Origin of the sequence: Arthrobacter sp. Soil782 (assembly GCF_001428435.1) — a bacterium.
Taxonomy (GTDB): Bacteria; Actinomycetota; Actinomycetes; order Actinomycetales; family Micrococcaceae; genus Arthrobacter_D; species Arthrobacter_D parietis.
Map to the genome: position 1 here is coordinate 239,438 of NZ_LMSO01000007.1, position 15,984 is coordinate 255,421.

Sequence of the window (15,984 nt, forward strand, 5' to 3'; positions counted from 1 at the left end):
TCGCAGAACTCGCGCGCGGCCCAGAGCCTGCTTTCCAGGCAACGTCCCCCGCAGAACCCTCCTTCCCAAAGGAACCCCATGCTTCGAGTTGCAGTCCCCAACAAGGGATCCCTGTCCGAATCCGCCTCCGCAATGCTCAGCGAGGCGGGCTACCGCCAGCGTCGCGACACCCGTGAACTGGTGATGGTGGACCCCGAGAACGAGATTGAATTCTTCTTCCTCCGGCCGCGGGACATAGCCGTCTATGTCGGTTCCGGAACCCTCGACGTCGGAATCACCGGCCGCGATCTCTTCCTTGACGCCCAGGTGGAAGCAGAAGAGCTTCTGCCTTTGGGCTTTGGTGCGTCGACGTTCCGCTTCGCCGGCCCGGTCGGGAACTTCAGCTCCGTGGCCGAACTTGAGGGGCGGCGCCTGGCCACCAGTTATGACGGGCTCCTGCGCGACTTCCTGGCTGAGCAGGGCGTCAGCGCCACGGTTGTACGGCTTGACGGCGCTGTGGAATCGTCAGTGCGCCTCGGCGTCGCAGACGCGATCGCGGATGTCGTCGAAACGGGAAACACCCTGAAGGCCGCCGGCATGGAGATCTTCGGCGAGCCCATCCTGAAAAGCGAGGCAGTCCTCATCGGGCGCAAGGGCGCAGCGCCTGTCGGGTTGGACATCCTGATCCGTAGGCTGCAGGGGGTGCTTGTCGCGCGCCAGTATGTGCTGCTCGATTACGACATCCGCAAGGAACTGGTGGATCAGGCCGCGGCGCTGACTCCGGGTCTTGAATCGCCCACTGTCTCGCCGCTGCGTGATTCCGACTGGGTTGCCGTCCGGTCCATGGTTAAGCGCCACAGCACCAACCGGATCATGGATGAGCTCTACGACCTCGGCGCGCGCGCCATCCTGGTGAGCACTATCCACGCGTGCCGGATCTAGGGGCGGAGACCGTTCATGAGCGTGGCCATCCGCGTCATACCCTGCCTTGATGTCGACGCCGGACGCGTGGTCAAGGGAATCAATTTCGAAGATCTCCGCGACGCCGGGGACCCGGTGGAACTGGCACACCGTTATGACCGCGCGGGAGCCGACGAACTGACATTCCTTGACGTCACCGCGTCCTCCGGCAACCGCGCCACCACTTTCGACGTGGTTGCAAAGACTGCTGAGGAAGTGTTCATCCCACTGACGGTGGGCGGCGGCGTCCGGGAGATTTCCGACGTCGACCGGCTGCTGCGCGCGGGCGCCGACAAAGCATCCATCAATACCGCAGCGGTCGCCCGCCCGCAGGTCATCGATGAGATCACGTCCCATTTCGGCTCGCAGGTCCTGGTACTCAGCCTGGATGCGCGCCGGACGGACAATCCGGCGGCTCACTCAGGCTTCGAAGTGACCACGCACGGCGGCCGCAACGGGACCGGGATCGACGCGGTCGCCTGGGCACGGGAAGCAGCTGAGCGCGGCGTCGGCGAGATCCTGCTGAACTCCATCGATGCTGACGGCACCCGCGAAGGCTTCGATCTTGAGATGATCCGGGCTGTGCGGGCGGCAGTGAACGTGCCCCTGATCGCCTCCGGGGGAGCGGGTAGGCCGGATCATTTTCCACCGGCCGTTGCAGCGGGCGCCGATGCGGTATTGGCGGCATCGGTGTTCCACTTCGGTCCAGTTGACGCGATCGCCGAGGTGAAGCGGGCTATCCGGGACGCAGGCTTTCCGGTTCGTTAGAACCCAACCCGGGGGTTGGTTGGCCAGGGCCTGGCTTCCCTAGAGCCCAACCTCGGCGCTCTCAAGGAGCGCCACGGCGTCAGGTTGTCCTTCGAAAGTGACCAGTGCATGGCGTGTGCGGCCGTGAGCATGCATGAGCAGTTCCCCGGGTTCGCCCACAATGGCCACCGAGACGGGGGCTCGTTTCGCTACGTGCCTGGGACCGTCCGGCCGAACCAGCACAATGCCAAGATCCACGCCGCGGTACAGGATCGCGGCGCGCTTGATCAGCTCGTCCCACAGCGCGTTCGAGTACTCCTCGTCCAGCGCGCGCGGCGCCCACCTGCTGGTTGCCCGCCGGACGTCCTCGGTATGCACGAAGTACTCGATCAGGTTGGTGCTGGTGTCAATCGACCGCACTCGCATGGGTGAGTAAAACGGATGCCCCTTGCGGAAGTCGTTGACAAGGGCTTCGTAAGCCGGCGTTGAGGCGGATTTCGCCGCTAGTGTGCGGGTGGCCTTTTCCGAAACAACGGACAGCGGCTTGATGAGGGCCCCGATGCCGACGCTGGGTCTGTGCCCGCGCAGGTACAGGTGGGCGGCGAGTTCCTTCGTTTGCCACCCGTCGCAGAGCGTGGGGGAGTGAGGCCCGGCCGCGATGAGGGTTTCGGCGAGGACTTCACGGGAAGGATCAACGAAATGCATCACTGTTGAAAATAGCATGATGGACGCTCCCCATGCCCGCCGGTGGGCGCTTGTCCCTTGCGACACGACTAGAATCAGTTGCGATGTCACAACACCCCGAACCCGATCCTCCTTCCGTCGCCGGTGAAACACCCGGGCTCGATCCCGCGGTGGCCCACGCACTCAAGAAAGACGCTTCCGGTCTCGTTGCGGCCGTCGTCCAGGAACACGACACCGGGGATGTCCTGATGCTGGGCTGGATGGATGAAGAAGCGCTGCGGCGAACCCTGACCAGCGGCCGCGTCACCTTCTACTCGCGGTCGCGGCAGGAATACTGGCGCAAGGGCGACACTTCCGGCCACGTCCAGTATGTGAAGTCGGTTTCGCTGGACTGCGACGGCGATGCCCTGCTGGTGCGGGTGCACCAGGTCGGCGCGGCGTGTCACACCGGCACGCGGACCTGTTTCGACGGTAGGGAGCTTGCCGCCGTCGTCGGCTCCGCGTGAGCCATACCGTTTGCATCAGGAGACCAACAGTCCGCCCGCCGTTGCGGATGGACGCGAGATTCAGGAAGCGCATGACATGGACGAGCTCGGAGTAATCAGCCCAGGCCTGGAGGAGTTCCGCGCCCTTGCCCGGGACCGGCGGGTGATTCCTGTCCGCCTGATGGTGCTTGACGACGCGCACACGCCGATCGGGATCTACCGCAAACTGGCAGATGGCCACCCCGGTACGTTCCTCATGGAATCCGCTGCTGAGGGCGGAGTGTGGTCGCGGTACTCGTTCATCGGCGTGAATTCGCGGGCAACTCTCACCACCAGGGGTGGTGAGGCCTGCTGGCTTGGCGAGCCCCCCGCGGGAGTTCCTGTGGATGGCAATCCGGTCGAAGCACTCCGGCGCACCGTCGAGGAACTCCAGACCGCACGCTTCGACGGACTTCCGCCCTTCACCTCCGGTATGGTCGGCTTCATCGGCTGGGAATCGGTCCGTCACTGGGAACGGCTCACCTCTCCGCCCGAAGACGACCTCGATCTGCCCGAACTGGCCATGAACCTCGTCACCGACATGGCCATTCACGACAATGCAGGCGGCAAGGTGACGCTGGTGGCCAATGCCATCAACTATGACAATTCCCCGGACCGCGTTGACGAAGCCTGGCACGACGCCGTTGCACGCCTCCGCGGCATGCTGCAGCGACTCGCCTCCGCCTCGGATCAGCCGGTGTCAATTTTGGCCGGCGGCGCAACCGACAGTGCAGCGCTGATGTCCCGCGTGCGTGAACGCTGGGATCGCGACCGGTACCTGGCGGCGATCGAGCGCGGCAAGGAAGCCATCGTGGACGGCGAGGTATTCCAGGTTGTCATCTCGCGCCGGTTTGAACTGGACTGCGATGCGTCAGCGCTGGATGTCTACCGGGTGCTGCGGACCACCAACCCCAGCCCGTATATGTACCTGTTCAGCCTTGAGGATCCAACTGGACGGCCGTATTCGATCGTAGGCTCTTCACCCGAAGCGCTCGTCACCGTCAACGGCTCAGAAGTCATCACCCACCCCATCGCCGGGTCCCGGCCGCGCGGTAGGACAGCCGAACAGGACCGTGCCCTCGCGGAGGAACTCCTCGCTGACGAGAAGGAGCGTGCGGAACATCTCATGCTGGTGGACCTGGCACGCAATGACATCTCGAAGGTATGCCGGCCGGGAACAGTGGACGTCACTCAGTTCATGGAGGTAGAGCGGTTCAGCCACATTATGCACCTGGTGTCCACCGTCGTCGGGGAACTGGCCCCGGAGCGGTCCGCCTATGACGTGCTCGCAGCGACTTTTCCGGCCGGGACCCTGTCCGGAGCGCCCAAACCGCGCGCGCTCCGGCTGCTTGATGAACTTGAACCGCACAAGCGGGGCATCTATGGGGGAGTTGTGGGCTACTTCGATTTCGCCGGTGACATGGACATGGCCATCGCCATCCGCTCAGCACTGCTGCGCGACAACCGCGCCTATGTTCAGGCCGGCGGTGGGATTGTTGCCGATTCCAGCCTGGAGGCCGAGGCACAGGAAACGGTTAACAAGGCCGCAGCTCCGCTGCGCGCCGCGCTGATCGCCGCGAGCCTTCATCCGGTAACCGGTACGGGGGCGGGCTCTCCGTGAGCGCGTCCTCCCAGTCAGGCGCTCCTGCCGTCTCCCGCACACCCGCCCTGCGTCGCAGGGGCTTTCTCGTCCTCGCGACGGTCGCCTCGGCACTGGCCGCCTTCGGCAGTACCACCCAGACCTGGTTGTCGGTGGCCCTGCCGCAATCCGGGGTGCAAACCCCTTCCATTGAAGTGGCAGGCTCAGATGCAGCCACAGCTGTGACCGCATTCGCGCTGGTGGGTCTGGCCGCGGCGCTGGCAGCATCGATTGCCGGCCGCATCGCGCGGTGGATCATCGCTGTCATTCTGACCGTTGCCGGCGCCGGCATTGCCCTCAGCAGCTTGGCTGTCGCCACCGATCCAGGGAGCGCCGCGGCACCCGCAATCGGAGAATCTCTCGGCGTCACCAGCCAGGACGGCGCATCCGTCACGGCCACCGCCATGCCGTGGCTGGCCGCCGTGGCGGGGCTGTTGCTGGTGCTCTGTGCTGTCTGGCTGCTCATCGCCGGCCGCGGCTGGCAAACGGCCCGTCGCTACGAAAACCGGCAGGATTCCTCGCCCACCCGGAACCCGCAGGCGAAGGCGGACACCAATGCTGACGAGATAGACAGCTGGGACAGCCTCAGCCGGGGTGAGGATCCGACAGGCTGAGTGCCCTCGAGTATTCAGCGCGGCCCTGAATCAGTGCCGTGCTGAATCAACGGCTTGCTGAATCAACGGCCTGCTGAATCAATGGCAGAATGGACACCAGACCACAGCACAAGGAGATACGCCATGGCTAAGACCGCGCCCGAGACCCGTTCCAACCAAACCCCGATGGCTGAGCATTCCTCCGTCCATGATGAGACCATCGGACACGGCAACAGCCCGGCGGCGTGGACCTGTGTCTTCGTGATGCTTGCCGGCGCGGCACTGTCCGCGTTCGCCTACATCTTCGCAAGCACCGAGGGCAACCTGGATGCCGGAACCATCCTGTTCTGGATCGGCATCCTCATTATGGTGATCGGCCTCGCGCTCGGAATCATCCTCAAGAAGGCAGGGTTCGGGGTCGGCGGCCACAGGCTCAAGAACACCGGGCACTAAGTGAGCGTTCTCGACGACATCATCCTCGGGGTCCGGGAGGATCTCGATGCACGCAAGATTCTTCTTCCGCTTGAAGAGGTTCGTATCCTCGCCGAGCAGGCATCTGCGCCTCGGAACGCGTATGCCGCGCTGGCTTCGCAGGCCGAGGGTGTCAGCGTCATCGCCGAGGTGAAGCGGAAGAGTCCGTCCAAAGGCGAACTGTCAGCAATCCGGGATCCAGCTGAGCTGGCTGCGGCCTATGAGCGAGGCGGCGCCTCGGTGATCAGTGTCCTTACCGAGGAGCGGCGCTTCGGCGGATCGCTGGCAGATCTCGACGCCGTCCGTGCGGTCGTGAACCTGCCGATCCTGCGCAAGGATTTCACGGTGGACGAGTACCAGATCTGGGAAGCACGCGCGCATGGCGCGGATCTGATCCTGCTGATCGTTGCAGCGCTCGACGACGCCACGCTCGCCTCCTTCCTCGAACTCACCGAACAGCTAGGCATGCACGCTCTCGTCGAAACGCATACCGCTGAGGAAGTGCAACGCGCGGTGGCCGTCGGTGCCCGCATCATCGGCGTGAATGTGCGCAACCTCAAAACGCTGGATATTGACCGCTCCGTCTTCCCGGAACTTGCCGGGCTCATTCCTTCCGGTGCGGTTGTAGTTGCCGAATCAGGCGTCCGGGACATCTCCGACGTCGAAAGCTATGTAGCGCAGGGCGCGCGTGCGGTGCTCGTCGGCGAGGCGCTGGTCAGCCACTCCAACCCGGAGGCCACGGTTGACGAGTTCACCCGCGCAGGCGCGGCATTGCGCCACTGAGATTGCATCACTGAGGCAGTTCCCGCCAGCGCGGACGGCCGCACCCCATCACGACAGGACGACAGGTTCATGACTGAAACCCCACAGCCGCAGGCTGCAACTGACGGCGCCGCAGAAGCGTTTCTCGCCGGGGGATCGCTGCGCCATGCGCAGGGCCCGTACTTCGGCGCGTACGGCGGACGCTGGATGCCCGAGTCGCTGATCGCCGCCCTGGATGAACTGGAAGATACCTTCGACAAGGCCAAAGCTGATCCGGACTTCCTGGCCCAGGTAGCCGAACTCAACCGGTCCTACTCCGGCAGGCCGTCCCTGCTGACGGAAGCGCACCGTTTTGCAGAGCACGCGGGCGGCGTACGGGTATTCCTCAAGCGTGAGGACCTCAACCACACCGGATCGCACAAGATCAACAACGTGTTGGGTCAGGCCCTGCTGGCCAAGCGGATGGGAAAGACCCGCGTGATCGCTGAAACGGGTGCCGGCCAGCATGGAGTGGCCAGCGCCACCGCCGCCGCCCTGCTCGGCCTCGAATGTGTTGTCTATATGGGTGCGGAGGACTGCCGGAGGCAGGCGCTTAACGTCGCACGCATGCAGCTTCTGGGAGCGGAAGTCATTCCCGTCACCAACGGATCGCAGACGCTGAAAGACGCCATCAACGACGCACTGCGTGATTGGGTGGCCAACGTGCAGACTACGCACTACCTCCTCGGAACGGCTGCCGGCGCCCACCCCTTCCCGGCAATGGTGCGCTATTTCCATGAGGTGATCGGAGAAGAAGCACGCGAGCAGATCCTCGATCTTGCGGGCCGCTTGCCGGATGCCGTCTGTGCCTGCATCGGCGGCGGCTCCAATGCCATCGGAATTTTCCACGGCTTCCTCGATGATCGCGAAGTTGCCCTCTACGGATTTGAGGCAGGCGGGGACGGCGTTGACACCGGACGCCATGCTGCCACAATCACGCTCGGACGGCCGGGCGTCCTTCATGGTGCGCGCTCGTACCTGATGCAGGATGACGATGGGCAAACCGTCGAGTCGCACTCCATCTCCGCCGGCCTGGACTACCCGGGAGTCGGCCCGGAGCACGCGTTCCTTGCAGACATCGGCAGAGCCAGTTATGAACCGATCACAGACGCTGAAGCCATGGAAGCCTTCCGCCTGCTGTGCCGCACCGAGGGCATCATCCCCGCCATCGAGTCCGCGCATGCGCTGGCGGGGACACTGAAAGTGGGCCAGCGCCTGGCTGCGGAAGGTGGGGATCCGCGGGAGAAGATCATCATCGTGAACCTCTCCGGCCGTGGCGACAAGGATGTGGCCACAGCCGCGGAATGGTTTGACCTGTTGCCCGAGGACAGCGCGGAAGCCGAGATCGGCGCGGAAGGCGAACAACTGTGAGCACCGGAACCATGAGCAAGTCAGCCGCCGCAATCGAGCGTGCCCGTGCTGAGGGACGCACAGCCCTCATCGGCTACCTTCCGGCCGGGTTCCCCGACGTGCAGACCACAATTGACGCCGCAGTCGCACTCGCGGAAAACGGCGTGGATCTGATCGAGATCGGGATTCCCTACTCGGACCCCGTGATGGACGGTGCAGTCATTCAGCAGGCGACTGTCGAGGCGCTGCAGAACGGCTTCACCGTGCGTCAGATCTTCGACGTTGTCGAGGGAATCACCAGACGAACAGATGCGGCAGTCCTCGTTATGACCTACTGGAACCCCGTCATGCGCATGGGAGTCCGTGAGTTCGCCGGCCGCCTGGCCGCAGCCGGAGGAGCCGGACTCATCACGCCTGACCTCGTTCCGGACGAGGCAGCCGAGTGGATGGCTGTCTCGGAAGAGTTCGGGCTCGACCGCGTGTTCCTGGTCGCTCCCTCAAGCTCTCCTGAACGCATGCAGTCCACGGTCGATTCAACGCGGGGATTTGTCTACGCCGTGTCCATCATGGGCATTACAGGCGCCCGTTCCTCGGTCAGCTCGGCTGCGCGCGAGGTTGTTGCAGCGGCCCACCAAGCCGGTGCTGAGCGGGCCTGTGTGGGACTCGGAGTGTCCACTGCTGAACATGTCCGGGAGATCGGGGCTTATGCGGACGGGGTGATTGTCGGCACCGCCCTCGTTGCAGCCCTGCGTGATGGCGGCGTTCCCTCCGTGGCCGCACTGGCGAAAGACCTGAGCACCGGAACCGGAAAGGGCTGACCATGATCCCCGCCAGCATCCCCAGCCCGCCCGCAGAATGGGCCAGCTTCTCGATCGGTCCAGCCACTATCCATGCGTACGCGCTCTGCATCCTCACCGGCATCATCGTTGCGCTGCTACTCACCTCGGCCCGTTGGAAGCGCTACGGCGGCAACCCCGACGTCGTCTGGGATGTTGCCATCTGGGCTGTTCCTTTCGGGCTGATCGGCGGGCGCCTCTACCACGTCTTTTCCTCACCGGACGCGTATTTCGGGCCTGACGGAGATCTCTCGCGCATACCCCGGATCTGGGAAGGCGGCCTGGGAATCTGGGGTGCCGTTGCCCTCGGAGCGGTCGGAGCCTGGATAGGCTGCCGCCGCGCCGGCGTCAGACTCGCGGCCTTTGCGGACGCTGCTGCGCCCGGAGTCCTGCTCGCGCAGGCAATCGGCCGTTGGGGTAACTGGTTCAACCAGGAACTGTTCGGTGCGCCAACCGATCTGCCGTGGGGACTCGAGATCGACGCCGACAACCCCAACTTCCCCGCGGGTGCGGATCCGGGAACGCTGTTCCACCCCACCTTCCTGTATGAATCGCTCTGGAACCTGGCAGGCGTTGCACTCCTGCTGCTCCTGGACCGCAAATTCAAGCTGCGCGGCGGGCGCATGTTCTGGCTGTACGCCGCCTATTACACGGCGGGCCGGGTCTGGATTGAAGCCCTGCGGATCGACGACGCCGAAATGATCACCATTCTCGGGGTGACCCAGCGTCTGAACGTGTGGACGAGCGTACTAGTGCTGATCGTCTCGCTCGCCATTTTCGCGTACCTGTCAGTGAAGCAGCGGGGCGTAACCGAGCACTCCGTCCACCTGCCCGGACGCGCTCCAGTCGGCACGGACAACGACGAGACCGAGCACGCAGCGGCAGATAACGGATCGGGCACAGACGTCCAGAGTTCGGACACATCGGCTGGGACAGAGCCGGGGCGTGCTAATCTTCCAGAAATAAAAGACGCCTCGGGTACGCCTGCCTCCGCTGGACTTGCCCCCGAGGAACCCCGGGAATCAGATCCCCGAAACTAGCGTCCAGCTGGGCCACCGCCCTAGCTCAAGACACTGTCACAGCGTCGTGGCTCTGCTCGGTATACCAGCTGGCTCACAGGCTTCCGCCCCGTACCGCGCTTGACCAGGCAGTACCGCCGTCAATTCATGTCCGCAATCTCTGCCGGCGTGCGGTGTGGCGGTTCTACAATGTGGACAAGGAAAATGAAGCGCTTCCCTGAAGGGGAAGGCGCGCCCGGGGCCGAAGCTGTCCCCTCCCGACGCTCCATCATGGGGGAAGGACTCTATCTATGACTGCACCCATCACTGGTTTGCCTCCGAAGGCGACCCACAGCGAATCGCCGTTCACGCGGTTCGCGTCATACCCGAAGGCATCCGGACTTTACAACCCGGAAAACGAGAAGGACGCCTGCGGTCTGGCCGTCATTGCCACGCTCCGCGGGGAGCCGGGCCACGACATCGTTGATGCAGCGCTCACCGCCCTGCGCAACCTCGAACATCGCGGCGCCGTAGGGGCTGACGAGGGAACGGGCGACGGCGCGGGCCTCCTCACCCAGGTTCCTGACGAATTCTTCCGCGCGGTCGTTGACTTCGAGCTTCCCGCCGCCGGTACCTACGCCGTCGGCACCGCCTTCCTTCCAGCCGAGGCCGGCGAAGAGGCAACTGCCCGTGCCGGGATCGAGAGCCTTGCCGAGTCCGAAGGCCTTTTGGTTCTCGGCTGGCGAGAGGTTCCCGTCACCGTTGACCTCGTCGGATCCATGGCCAGGGCCTGCATGCCGCACTTCGTGCAGTTGTTCATCGCACCCGTTGCCGGCACAGCCCAGGATCTTGATGCCAGGGCCTTCCGTCTGCGCAAGCGGGCCCAGAACAAGTACGGCGTGTATTTTCCCTCGCTGTCGTCCAAGACCATGGTCTACAAGGGAATGCTGACGACGGCGCAACTCGAGCCTTTCTACCCGGACCTGTCAGACCCGCGCTTCAAAACCAAGCTCGGCATTGTCCACTCGCGCTTTTCTACGAACACCTTTCCTTCGTGGCCGTTGGCGCAGCCTTTCCGCGCCATTGCGCACAACGGGGAAATCAACACCGTCAAGGGCAACCGGAACTGGATGCGTGCGCGGCAATCGCAGCTTGCCAACCCCCTGTTGGGCGATTCGCCCGAGGAACTGTTCCCCATTTGCACCCCGGGCGCCTCAGACTCCGCGTCCTTCGATGAGGTAGCGGAACTGCTGACCCTGGCCGGACGCCCCATTACGCACGCGATCATGATGATGATCCCGGAGGCGTGGGAAAACCACACGTCCATGGACCCGGCACGGCGCGCCTTCTACCAGTACCACTCGATGCTCATGGAGCCCTGGGACGGCCCGGCAGCGGTTTCCTTCACGGATGGACGGCTTGTCGGTGCGGTGCTGGACCGCAACGGCCTTCGCCCCGCCCGGTATTGGGTGATGGAAGACGGTCTTGTCGTCCTTGCCTCCGAAGTCGGCGTCATCGACGTCGAACCCTCCAAGATCGTGCGAAAAGGGCGCGTATCACCCGGCAAGATGTTCCTCGTTGACACGGAGGACGGCCGCATCATTGAGGACCAGGAGGTCAAAGCCGAGGTCGCGGCGGCCAACCCGTGGGGTGAGTGGGTGAAGGAAAACCTGATCGACCTGAAGGACCTGCCTGAACGCGAGCACGTTGTACATACCAAGGCTTCGATCAACCGCCGGCAGCGTACCTTCGGCTACACGCAGGAGGAACTGCGCATCCTGCTCGGACCCATGGCAAAGGCTGGTGCGGAGCCGCTGGGCGCAATGGGTTCGGACACGCCGATCGCTGTCCTGTCCAAGCGGCCGCGCCTTCTGTTCGACTACTTTGTTCAGTCCTTCGCGCAGGTCACCAACCCGCCGCTGGATGCGATCCGCGAGGAGCTGGTCACCTCGATGGGCGTCACCATTGGTCCCGACGGAAACCTGCTCTCCGCCAGGCAGGTGCGCTCGAAGCAGATCGCGCTGACCTTCCCGGTCATCAACAATGATGAGTTGGCGAAGATCGCCAACCTTGAATCCGACGAGGGCGACCGCCTCACCGTCCGCGTGCGCGGTCTGTACAGGGTCGACGGCGGCGAAGCATCCCTGCGCGCCCGGCTTGCGGAAATCTGTGAGCAGGTTTCCAGCGCAATCAACCGCGGCATCCAATACGTGGTGCTCTCGGACCGCGACTCCAACGCGCAGTGGGCTCCGATCCCGTCGCTGCTGCTGACCAGCGCCGTTCACCACCACCTGCTGAAGAGCGCCACGCGGACCAAGACGTCCCTGGTAGTCGAAGCCGGCGACGTTCGGGAAGTGCACCATGTTGCGGTGCTCATCGGTTACGGTGCGTCCGCCATCAACCCTTACCTCGCCATGGAAAGCTGCGAGGAACTCGTCCGCAATGGGGACATCACCGGCGTCACCGCGGAGCAGGCTGTCGCGAACCTGATCAAGGGCCTCGGCAAGGGCGTGCTGAAGATCATGTCCAAGATGGGTATCTCCACCGTCAGCTCCTACTGCGGCGCGCAGACCTTCGAAGCCCTCGGGCTCGCGCAGGAGTTGGTGGACGAATACTTCCACGGCACGCAGACCCAGTTGGGCGGCGTCGGGCTGGACGTGGTTGCTGCCGAGGCAGCGGCGCGTCACGAGTTCGCGTACCCGCAGGACGGGATCGAAGACCCGTACCGCAGCCTGGACAATGGCGGCGAATACCAGTGGCGCCGGGAAGGCCCGCCGCACCTGTTCAATCCCGAAACGGTGTTCCGACTGCAGCACGCCACGCGTGAACGCCGCTACGACATTTTCAAGTCCTACACCAAGGGTGTTGACGACCAGTCCCGCGAGCTGATGACCCTGCGCGGCCTGCTCGGTTTCAAAGAAGGGCTGCGGCCGCCGGTACCGCTCGATGAAGTAGAGCCGGTATCGAGCATCGTCAAGCGTTTCTCCACCGGCGCCATGAGCTACGGGTCCATCTCCCAGGAGGCCCACGAGACCCTTGCCATCGCCATGAACCGTCTGGGCGCAAAGTCCAACACCGGTGAAGGCGGCGAGGACGTGGAGCGGCTGCTGGATCCTGAGCGTCGCTCGGCGATCAAGCAGGTTGCATCGGGACGGTTCGGCGTCACCAGCCTCTACCTGACCAACGCTGACGACATCCAGATCAAGATGGCGCAGGGAGCCAAGCCCGGCGAGGGCGGCCAGCTGATGAGCCAGAAGGTCTATCCGTGGGTTGCCCGGACGAGGCACTCCACACCCGGGGTCGCGTTGATCTCACCGCCCCCGCATCACGACATCTACTCGATCGAGGATCTCGCGCAGCTGATCTATGACCTGAAGCGCGCCAATACCTCAGCGCGGGTCCACGTGAAGCTGGTTTCAGAGGTCGGGATCGGCACAGTGGCTGCCGGCGTCACAAAGGCGAAGGCCGACGTCGTACTCATTTCCGGGCATGATGGCGGAACGGGTGCCAGCCCGCTCAACTCGCTGAAGCATGCGGGCGTCCCCTGGGAGCTCGGCGTGGCTGAGACTCAGCAGACGCTGATGCTCAACGGCCTGCGCGAGCGCGTGGTGGTCCAGGTTGACGGGCAGCTCAAGACCGGTCGTGACGTCCTGATCGCAGCGTTGCTCGGCGGCGAGGAGTTCGGGTTCGCAACCGCACCGCTCGTGGTTTCGGGCTGCATCATGATGCGCGTGTGCCATCTGGACACCTGCCCGGTAGGCGTGGCAACGCAGAACCCGGAACTGCGCAGCCGCTTCACCGGCAAGCCGGAGTTCGTGGTGAACTTCTTCGAGTTCATCGCCGAGGAAGTCCGCGAACTGCTCGCCGAACTCGGTTTCAGGACGCTGGCTGAGGCGATCGGCCACAATGAAGTGCTTGACGTTCAGCGTGCCGTTCGGCACTGGAAGGCCGACGGGCTGGATCTCGATCCCATCCTGCGCGGAAACGAATTCGGAGAGGATGCACCGCGCCGGAATTTGATCGTGCAGAACCACGAGCTGGACCAGCACTTCGACAACAAGCTCATTGATATGAGCAGCGACGCGCTGAACCACCGCGCGCCGGTCCGCATCACACTCGACGTCGTCAACACCGACCGCTCGGTCGGCACCATGCTGGGCTACGAGGTCACCCGACGGTTCGGTACGGAGACCCTCGCAACGGACACCATCGATGTCACGCTGACCGGCCAGGCGGGCCAGTCACTTGGAGCCTTCCTTCCGGCCGGCATCACCTTGCGGCTGCTGGGCGACTCGAATGACTACGTCGGCAAGGGCCTGTCCGGCGGGCGCATCATTGTGCGTCCGGATCGCGCGAACGTCTTTGCGGCGGAACGCAATGTTATTGCAGGGAACGTCATCGGCTACGGCGCGACAAGCGGCGAGATCTTCCTCCGCGGACAGGTGGGGGAGCGTTTCCTGGTGCGCAACTCCGGCGCCACAGCCGTTGTCGAGGGAATCGGCGACCACGGATGCGAGTACATGACCGGTGGGCAGACACTGATCCTTGGGCGCACCGGGCGGAACTTCGGCGCCGGTATGTCCGGAGGCACCGCCTACGTCCTCGACCTCGATGAATCCCGCCTGAATGTGCAGGCGCTGAACAGCGGCGAACTGAAGCTGGAGGAACTGGACGCCGAGGATATCGAGATTGTCCGCCAGTTGCTGCTCCGTCACCAGGAGGAGACCGGGTCGCCTCTCGCAGCGAAGCTGCTTGAGGATATCGAGAGCACCGTGCCCCGCCTGACCAAGGTGCTGCCGCGTGACTTCGCACGTGTCCTCGACGCCCGCGCCGCTGCCATCGAAGAGGGGCTCGACCCTGACGGGGAAGAGGTCTGGAACAGAATTTTGGAGGTTACCGGTGGCTGACCCACGCGGATTCATGAAGGTACGCGAGCGGCAGACGCAGCCGCGCAGGCCCGTTCCGGTCCGGATCATGGACTGGAAGGAAGTGTATGAGGCCCAGGAAAAGGGTGTGCTGAAGAGCCAGGCCGGCCGGTGCATGGACTGCGGCATCCCGTTTTGTCACCAGGGCTGCCCGCTGGGGAACCTCATTCCGGAGTGGAATGACCTGATGTGGCGGGACAAGGGCCGCGAGGCAATCGACCGGTTGCACGCCACCAACAATTTTCCGGAGTTCACCGGACGGCTGTGCCCTGCTCCCTGTGAGGCGTCCTGCGTTCTCGGGATCAACCAGCCTCCGGTCACGATCAAGCAGGTCGAGGTTTCGATCATCGACGAGGCGTTCGACAACGATTGGGTCCACCCCCACCCGCCGGAGCGGCTGACGGGCAAGACCGTCGCCGTCGTCGGCTCGGGCCCGGCGGGCCTTGCCGCAGCGCAGCAGCTCACCCGGGCGGGGCACACAGTCGCGGTCTACGAGCGCGATGATCGCATCGGCGGTCTCCTGCGCTACGGGATCCCGGACTTCAAGATGGAGAAGATCCAGCTCGACCGGCGACTTGACCAGATGAAGGCGGAGGGGACGCGCTTCCGGGCGGGTGTCGAGGTAGGCCGTGACATCAGTTGGGACCAGCTGCGCCGCCGCTATGACGCCGTCGTAATCTCAACCGGTGCAACGGTACCGCGCGATCTGCCGATTCCCGGCCGCGATCTCGACGGCGTGCATTTCGCCATGGAGTACCTCGTTGAATCGAACCGGGTTGTCGCGGGGGAGGAGATCGAGGACCAGATTCATGCCGAGGGCAAGCACGTCGTCATTCTCGGCGGCGGTGACACCGGCGCCGACTGCATCGGCACCGCTCACCGGCATAAAGCAGCCTCGGTCACCACTCTGGCAATCGGGCAGCAGCCGCCAATTGAGCGCATGGCCAACCAGCCCTGGCCTACTTTCCCCACGTTGTTCGAGGTAGCAAGCGCGCACGAGGAGGGCGGTGAGCGTACCTATCTGGCGTCAACGGTCGAATTTGTCGGTGAGAACGGCAAGCTCACCGCCGTGCGTGTCGCCGAAACCGAATTCAGCAACGGGAAGAGGCTCCCGAAGCCCGGAAGCGAGCGGGATATCCCCGCGGACCTGGTGTTCCTCGCACTGGGGTTCACGGGCCCGGAGCCTGCCGGAATCGCTGACCAGCTCGACGCGGCTTTTGACGGGCGCGGTAACGTTGAGCGCGATGGGTACTACATGACCAACACGCCTGGAATCTTCGTTGCAGGCGATGCGGGACGCGGACAATCCCTCATCGTCTGGGCCATCGCTGAGGGGCGTGCGTGCGCGGCTGCGGTTGATCAGTGGCTGATGGGCCAGACCAAGCTGCCCGCGCCGGTAGCACCGACAGACCGCGCGCTCAACGTCCTGTAGTTCCCAGGACGCCTAGAGCGCACAGCAATCCACGAACACGAAACG

General features: G+C 64.2%; 13 protein-coding genes. 12 read left to right on the forward strand and 1 reads right to left on the reverse strand.

The genetic code is table 11. The features are described 5' to 3' along the window. Positions 1-78: 78 nt before the first annotated feature. Positions 79-921, forward strand: coding sequence for an ATP phosphoribosyltransferase (gene hisG, locus ASH00_RS08675; protein ID WP_056547474.1), 843 nt, complete (start codon positions 79-81; stop codon positions 919-921). 15 nt (positions 922-936) lie between these two features. Then, a complete protein-coding gene (gene hisF / locus ASH00_RS08680; protein WP_056547478.1) occupies positions 937-1,707 on the forward strand; it encodes an imidazole glycerol phosphate synthase subunit HisF in 771 nt (256 codons plus the stop codon). A 39-nt stretch (positions 1,708-1,746) separates the two neighbouring features. Here the strand turns inward: hisF and ASH00_RS08685 are convergent, their stop codons facing one another. Next, the gene (locus tag ASH00_RS08685; RefSeq protein WP_056547481.1) at positions 1,747-2,391 is read right to left on the reverse strand and encodes a TIGR03085 family metal-binding protein; all 645 of its coding nucleotides are present in this window, start codon (positions 2,389-2,391) and stop codon (positions 1,747-1,749) included. Positions 2,392-2,474: 83 nt separating this feature from the next. Between ASH00_RS08685 and hisI the strand changes: the two genes are divergently transcribed. From hisI to ASH00_RS08735, 10 genes are all read left to right on the forward strand, one after another. Then, positions 2,475-2,876, forward strand: coding sequence for a phosphoribosyl-AMP cyclohydrolase (gene hisI, locus ASH00_RS08690; protein ID WP_056547484.1), 402 nt, complete (start codon positions 2,475-2,477; stop codon positions 2,874-2,876). A 76-nt stretch (positions 2,877-2,952) separates the two neighbouring features. Continuing rightward, positions 2,953-4,515, forward strand: coding sequence for an anthranilate synthase component I (locus ASH00_RS08695; RefSeq protein ID WP_056547487.1), 1,563 nt, complete (start codon positions 2,953-2,955; stop codon positions 4,513-4,515). Then, a complete protein-coding gene (locus ASH00_RS08700) occupies positions 4,512-5,147 on the forward strand; it encodes a Trp biosynthesis-associated membrane protein (protein WP_056547490.1) in 636 nt (211 codons plus the stop codon). Before ASH00_RS08695 ends, ASH00_RS08700 begins: the two co-directional genes overlap by 4 nt. A 123-nt stretch (positions 5,148-5,270) precedes the next feature. Then, positions 5,271-5,579 carry an HGxxPAAW family protein gene (locus ASH00_RS08705; protein WP_056547493.1) on the forward strand — a complete coding sequence of 103 codons (309 nt, stop codon included), beginning with the start codon at positions 5,271-5,273 and terminating at the stop codon, positions 5,577-5,579. After that, complete coding sequence (trpC, locus tag ASH00_RS08710) at positions 5,580-6,380, forward strand: indole-3-glycerol phosphate synthase TrpC (protein WP_056547495.1); 801 nt, start codon at positions 5,580-5,582, stop codon at positions 6,378-6,380. A 69-nt stretch (positions 6,381-6,449) separates the two neighbouring features. Further along, positions 6,450-7,769 carry a tryptophan synthase subunit beta gene (gene trpB / locus ASH00_RS08715; protein WP_056547496.1) on the forward strand — a complete coding sequence of 440 codons (1,320 nt, stop codon included), beginning with the start codon at positions 6,450-6,452 and terminating at the stop codon, positions 7,767-7,769. An 11-nt stretch (positions 7,770-7,780) separates the two neighbouring features. Beyond that, positions 7,781-8,566 carry a tryptophan synthase subunit alpha gene (gene trpA, locus ASH00_RS08720; RefSeq protein ID WP_056547820.1) on the forward strand — a complete coding sequence of 262 codons (786 nt, stop codon included), beginning with the start codon at positions 7,781-7,783 and terminating at the stop codon, positions 8,564-8,566. A 2-nt stretch (positions 8,567-8,568) separates the two neighbouring features. Continuing rightward, entirely contained in the window at positions 8,569-9,624 is a 1,056-nt protein-coding gene (gene lgt, locus ASH00_RS08725) for a prolipoprotein diacylglyceryl transferase (protein ID WP_082566002.1), read from the forward strand. Between the two features lie 269 nt (positions 9,625-9,893). After that, complete coding sequence (gltB, locus tag ASH00_RS08730) at positions 9,894-14,489, forward strand: glutamate synthase large subunit (RefSeq protein ID WP_056547498.1); 4,596 nt, start codon at positions 9,894-9,896, stop codon at positions 14,487-14,489. Then, positions 14,482-15,939 carry a glutamate synthase subunit beta gene (locus ASH00_RS08735; protein WP_056547501.1) on the forward strand — a complete coding sequence of 486 codons (1,458 nt, stop codon included), beginning with the start codon at positions 14,482-14,484 and terminating at the stop codon, positions 15,937-15,939. The genes gltB and ASH00_RS08735 overlap by 8 nt, the downstream gene beginning before the upstream one ends. Positions 15,940-15,984 lie beyond the last annotated feature (45 nt).

Coding starts and splice junctions, on each gene's coding strand:
- ASH00_RS08695 (WP_056547487.1), top strand. CDS start 2,953: ATGGACGAGCTCGGAGTAATCAGCCCAGGCCTGGAGGAGTTCCGCGCC.
- ASH00_RS08705 (WP_056547493.1), top strand. CDS start 5,271: ATGGCTAAGACCGCGCCCGAGACCCGTTCCAACCAAACCCCGATGGCT.
- hisF (WP_056547478.1), top strand. CDS start 937: ATGAGCGTGGCCATCCGCGTCATACCCTGCCTTGATGTCGACGCCGGA.
- trpB (WP_056547496.1), top strand. CDS start 6,450: ATGACTGAAACCCCACAGCCGCAGGCTGCAACTGACGGCGCCGCAGAA.
- lgt (WP_082566002.1), top strand. CDS start 8,569: ATGATCCCCGCCAGCATCCCCAGCCCGCCCGCAGAATGGGCCAGCTTC.
- gltB (WP_056547498.1), top strand. CDS start 9,894: ATGACTGCACCCATCACTGGTTTGCCTCCGAAGGCGACCCACAGCGAA.
- hisG (WP_056547474.1), top strand. CDS start 79: ATGCTTCGAGTTGCAGTCCCCAACAAGGGATCCCTGTCCGAATCCGCC.
- ASH00_RS08685 (WP_056547481.1), bottom strand. CDS start 2,391: ATGCATTTCGTTGATCCTTCCCGTGAAGTCCTCGCCGAAACCCTCATC.
- hisI (WP_056547484.1), top strand. CDS start 2,475: ATGTCACAACACCCCGAACCCGATCCTCCTTCCGTCGCCGGTGAAACA.
- trpA (WP_056547820.1), top strand. CDS start 7,781: ATGAGCAAGTCAGCCGCCGCAATCGAGCGTGCCCGTGCTGAGGGACGC.